Raw genomic sequence first — 2657 nt, forward strand, 5'->3', positions numbered from 1 at the left:
ACCAAGCTCCCCCTGGGCTACGCATTACCGATCGCGCCTTCGGCACCGGCTGGCGGATGCCAATCGCCAAGCGTCAAGAAGGGATCATCTAATGGAACTAGTGGGATACCCTCACACCAGCTCCTCCCTCAGAGGGAGAAAGGGAAAGATTCGGCGCTGTCGGAATTGCTTGGAGTAGTTGGTGCCCGCTCAAGCTTTGTTGCCATTCAGAACGGCTACAACTGGTGCAGTCACGCTTCCTGCTCAATACCCTGCTCAATACAATAAAGGGCCTGCAAGCCAGCAGACCCAAGGAAAAGCCAAAAGGCGGTAAGTTGAGGTCTCTTAGATCAGGCCCAGCCAGGAAGCAACGCCTTGGCCCGTCACCGCTTCGATGACAATGGCCAACACAAAGCCAATCATGGCAGCCCGACCGTTGAGGCGCTCGGCATACTCGTTAAAGCCAAACTTGGGCTCAGACAAATTGGGATTAGACATGAGAACCTCCAGGGTAAATGGGAACGACAGGGAGTGGGATCCGTAAAGAACGAAAACGAGAACGGCACTTGACCTTCAGTATAGTTTGCATTTCTTCATGATCGCAAGCAAGGTGGTCACCCGCTGCCGATGGCGGCGATGATCTGCCGCGCCAGGGGAATGGCCGCCTCATAGGCTTTGCCCTGATGCAGGTGCAGCACCAGCGTCCAGTTGGGATCCGGCAGGGGCCAAAAGGCCAGCAACCAGGCTTGAAAATCTTCTGCCCAGAGAATTGGTCGTCCTCGTCGTTGAGGATTGAGGATGGTGCCAGACTTGGCTGCCACTGGGATCCCTTCTGGGGCAATGCCGCGACAGGTGCCCGCTGTTGCCGCCAGGCTCATGCCAGCATGGAGAGCCTCCCAAATCCAAGCCGGTAAAGAGAGGGCAGGCAGAGAGACCTCGCCAGAAAGGGGTACACCTCGGCGGGCAATCACGCCCCCATAAACCAACAGCTCCCAGGGATCCACCGGCCCAGCCAGACCGGTCGCCAAGAGCGGAGCCGGAGTTGTATTCTGCACACTCCCTAGGCCGAAGCGCCGCAGCCACTCCACCAGGGTATCGGCCCCCAGCTCCCAGCCCAACTGGTAAAAATGCACGTTGCAAGAGTGGGCCAGGGCTTGGCGCAAGTTCAAGGTTCCATGGCCGCGGGGATCCCAGCAGGGTAGGCGGCCCAACCCCAGTTGCGGCGGCGGATCCCACCAACCCGGACAGTGGATCAAGCGCTCCCCGGAGCTGATCCCAGTCTGCAGAGCAGCGGCGGCAACGGCGCATTTGACGGTTGAGCCAGGGCTGGCCCTGATTCTGGAAGCCTGCTCCGGCTGCCAAACCCTTGTTAAACGACCGGTGTTCAGGTCGAGGACGGCGGCAAAATCGCGCGGATGGGGCAGCCCTGCAGATTTCCCCTGCAAGCCCCAGGTCAAAGCAGAACCCAACAGCCAGGCTCCACAGGTGCGACGGTTCATCTGCTGTTGGCCCCGAAAACCCAGCCAGACAAAAGCGGATCCCTGTTACAAAAATTCGGAAATCGCAGCCTTCTCACGGACTAGGGTAATCTGAGTTCAGGTCAATGGAGATAACCCTCATGGCAATTCAGCGTGGTGCCAAAGTCCGTGTGCTGCGGAAAGAATCCTACTGGTATCGGGATGTGGGAACGGTTGCGGCGGTGGATACCAGCGGCATTCTCTACCCGGTGATCGTCCGCTTTGACAAGATCAACTACTACAACATCAACACCAACAACTTCCGCGAAGATGAACTGGAAGTGTTGGAAGCTCCCAAGGCCAAGGCCAAAGCCGCTCCGGCCAGCTAAACCAACAAGGGTTCTGATGCCGGGGACTGTGTTCTTGAGCAAGTCGTTCTGTGCCTGAACTGCCGGAAGTTGAAACAGTTCGGCAAGATTTGCAACGCCTCACCTTGGGGCCGCGGATACTTGCGGTGGAGGTGCTCCTGGCCCGCACCATTGCCTACCCTGCAGGGGAGATGTTTGGGCGGAGCTTGATTGGCACCCGTTTTACCCAGTGGCAGCGGCGAGGAAAGTATCTCCTGGGATCCCTGGATTCGAGAGCTGTTCTGGGCGTGCATCTGCGCATGACCGGGCAGTTGCTCTGGGTGCAGGGATCCACCCCTTTATCAGCTCACACTCGTGTTCGTTTGGCCTTCGAGGAAGGGTGGGACTTGCGCTTTGTGGATCAGCGCACCTTTGGCCAGATGTGGCTGGTGCCTGCCGGTGTTGAGCTGGAGGCGGTGATCCCCACCCTGCAGGCTTTGGGGCCGGAGCCCTTTTCGCCAGCTTTTTCTGAGGCCTATTTCCAGGCTGCCCTGCAGAAGAGCCGCCGTCTTATTAAAACCGCGCTGCTGGATCAATCGCTGGTAGCCGGGGTGGGCAACATTTACGCCGACGAAGCCCTGTTTCTGAGCGGCATTCACCCTTTGACGCCAGCAGTTCAGCTTTCGGATGTGGCCAAGGCACGCCTGCGAGAAGCTTTGATCGAGGTGTTACGGGCCGGGCTGGAGCAGCGGGGCACCACCTTGCGGGATTACCGGGATCTGCGTGGGCTCAACGGCAACTATCAAGGGCAAGCGTGGGTGTACGGTCGGGAAGGGGATCCCTGTCGCCTCTGTGGCACCCCAATTCAGCGGAT

General features: G+C 58.8%; 4 protein-coding genes. 2 read left to right on the forward strand and 2 right to left on the reverse strand.

Features of this window, described 5'->3' with window-relative positions; genetic code table 11:
* Window positions 1-324 precede the first annotated feature (324 nt).
* Both NW829_RS11090 and NW829_RS11095 read right to left on the reverse strand, forming a co-directional pair.
* Window positions 325-477 carry a chlorophyll a/b-binding protein gene (locus tag NW829_RS11090; RefSeq protein WP_011429120.1) on the reverse strand — a complete coding sequence of 51 codons (153 nt, stop codon included), beginning with the start codon at window positions 475-477 and terminating at the stop codon, window positions 325-327.
* 116 nt (window positions 478-593) lie between these two features.
* Entirely contained in the window at window positions 594-1478 is an 885-nt protein-coding gene (locus NW829_RS11095) for a penicillin-binding transpeptidase domain-containing protein (protein WP_414417090.1), read from the reverse strand.
* A 119-nt stretch (window positions 1479-1597) separates the two neighbouring features.
* On the opposite strand from NW829_RS11095, the gene NW829_RS11100 reads away from it, so the two are divergent.
* A complete protein-coding gene (locus tag NW829_RS11100) occupies window positions 1598-1825 on the forward strand; it encodes a photosystem I reaction center subunit IV (RefSeq protein WP_414329200.1) in 228 nt (75 codons plus the stop codon).
* Window positions 1826-1875: 50 nt separating this feature from the next.
* A partial coding sequence (locus NW829_RS11105) for a DNA-formamidopyrimidine glycosylase (protein ID WP_414417091.1) occupies window positions 1876-2657 on the forward strand: 782 nt, incomplete at its 3' end.

This window comes from Synechococcus sp. R55.8, from assembly GCF_047461895.1.
Lineage (GTDB): Bacteria > Cyanobacteriota > Cyanobacteriia > Thermostichales > Thermostichaceae > Thermostichus.